The 2,086-nt window shown below is 75.5% G+C and carries 3 protein-coding genes; all 3 read right to left on the bottom strand.

Annotated elements, in window-relative coordinates; all coding sequences use genetic code 11:
* Nucleotides 1-146 precede the first annotated feature (146 nt).
* Entirely contained in the window at nucleotides 147-386 is a 240-nt protein-coding gene (locus HYE82_RS36110; protein ID WP_179178451.1) for an HGxxPAAW family protein, read from the bottom strand.
* A gap of 82 nt (nucleotides 387-468) precedes the next feature.
* Entirely contained in the window at nucleotides 469-1,134 is a 666-nt protein-coding gene (locus tag HYE82_RS36105; protein WP_179178450.1) for a TIGR02234 family membrane protein, read from the bottom strand.
* Nucleotides 1,135-1,156: 22 nt separating this feature from the next.
* The coding region (locus tag HYE82_RS36100) for a chorismate-binding protein (protein WP_256988193.1) at nucleotides 1,157-2,086 on the bottom strand (930 nt) is incomplete at its 5' end.

Genomic DNA, 2,086 nt, shown 5'->3' with positions numbered 1-2,086 from the left:
CCGGGGCGGGGGCCGGCGGCGCGGTCCCGGTGAAGGGCGCGGGGGAGGTGCGGGGGGCGTCCACGCGCTGATTCTCCTCGGTGACGGCAAAAGGCGCAGCCCGACGGGCCGCGCCTTTGCGTGTCCGCTGCGGGAGGCCCGGGAGGTCAGGCCTTGGAGGCGGCGACGACCTTGGCGAGGTCGTCGTGGGCGGGCTTCGGAGCACCCATGCCCGCGGCCCGCATGGCCATGCCCACGACACCGCCCAGCACGACGACGGCCATACCGGCCCAGAACCCGACCGGGTTCGCCAGCACCATGAAGGCGCCGGCGACGCAGAAACCGATGAAGGCGATGACGACACCGGTCCAGGCGGCCGGGGTGTGTCCGTGGTTGCTGCCCGCCATGAGTTGCTCCTCGTTTTGCTCTGTCGCACGTGCTGTGTCGCACGCTCGGGGCTCATTGTCCCGCACCGGGTGCGGTGCGTGGTCAGCGGGTGGGGTCCTCGCCGCGGTCCAGGGCCTTCCACAGGTCCTCGGGCCGGTCCGGGTCCACCGCCGCGGGCCTGCGGCCCCGGGCGCCGCCGTCGCGCTCGTACCGGCCGCCCATCGCGGGCCAGGTGCGGCCGTGGCGCAGGGCCAGCAGGCCGGCGGCGAGGATCAGGACCCCGCCGGCGGCGGTGACGTACGGCCACACGGTGTGCGCCAGGGCGCCCACCTGGGCCGCGGTGTCGGCGGTGGCCTTGGCGGCCTGCGCGTCCAGCGCCTGCCGGTCGTCGGCGGCCAGGACGGCGGCGAGGGCCGCGCCGAGGCCGCTCAGGGCCAGCAGGGCGGAGACCAGCAGCCGCCCCGTGCCGCGTACGGCGAACACCGCGACCAGGGCGGCGAGGCCCACGATGGCCAGGGCGGCGGGCAGACCGGTGACGGCCTGCCCGTCGGCGGTCACCGGGAGCGAGCCGCCGCCGACGGCGGCGGCGCCCCTGGCCCACACCCGGCCGGAGCCGAGCAGGACGACGGTGGCGCCGAGCGCGCCGAGCAGCAGGGCGGCGGCCACGCTGCGGCGGCCTCCGCGGCCCGCGGGGGCCCCGGAGGCCTCGGGGGCGCCGGAGGCCTCGGGCGCGCCGGTGTCGTTTCGGGGTGGGGGTACGGCACTCACGTACCCACTATCCCCTACCGCCTCAGGAGCCGTGGAGGCGGTTCGCCGCCGCCACCGCGCGCAGCACGGCGGACGCCTTGTTGCGGCACTCGTCGTCCTCCAGCTCCGGCACCGAGTCGGCGACGACGCCCGCGCCGGCCTGTACGTACGCGGTGCCGTCGCGCAGCAGGGCGGTGCGGATGGCGATGGCGGTGTCGGAGTCCCCGGCGAAGTCGAGGTAGCCGACGCAGCCGCCGTACAGGCCGCGCCGCGAGGGCTCCAGCTCCTCGATGATCTGCATGGCGCGCGGCTTGGGCGCGCCGGACAGGGTGCCGGCCGGGAAACAGGCGGTGAGCACGTCGAAGGCGGTCCGGCCCTCGGCGACGCGCCCGGTCACCGTGGACACGATGTGCATGACGTGCGAGTACCGCTCGATGCCCATGAAGTCGACGACCTCGACGGAGCCCGGCTCGCAGACCCGGCCGAGGTCGTTGCGGCCCAGGTCGACGAGCATCAGGTGCTCGGCCCGCTCCTTGGGGTCGGCCAGCAGTTCCTCGGCGAGGGCCTGGTCCTCCTGCGGGGTGGCCCCGCGGTGGCGGGTGCCCGCGATCGGGTGGACCATGGCGCGGCCGTCCTCGACCTTGACCAGGGCCTCGGGGCTTGAGCCGACGACGTCGAAGCCGTTCTCGAAGCGGAACAGGTACATGTACGGGGACGGGTTGGTGGCCCGCAGGATCCGGTACACGTCCAGCGCGGAGGCGTGGCAGGGGGTCTCGAACCGCTGCGAGGGCACCACCTGGAAGGCCTCGCCGGCCCGGATCCGCTCCTTGATGTCCTCGACGGCGGCCTGGTACTTCTCACCGCCCCACAGGGCGGAGAACCCGGGCAGCTCGGAGGGCCGGCGCGGGCGTCGTCGCCGACTCGGTGCCGGAGCTGGAGGACGACGAGTGCCGCAACAAGGCGTCCGCCGTGC

The organism is Streptomyces sp. BR123, from assembly GCF_013401435.1.
In the GTDB taxonomy this organism is placed as follows: domain Bacteria; phylum Actinomycetota; class Actinomycetes; order Streptomycetales; family Streptomycetaceae; genus Streptomyces.
Note: the sequence above shows the minus strand (reverse complement) of the source record. Positions and strands in the feature narration are given on the sequence as shown.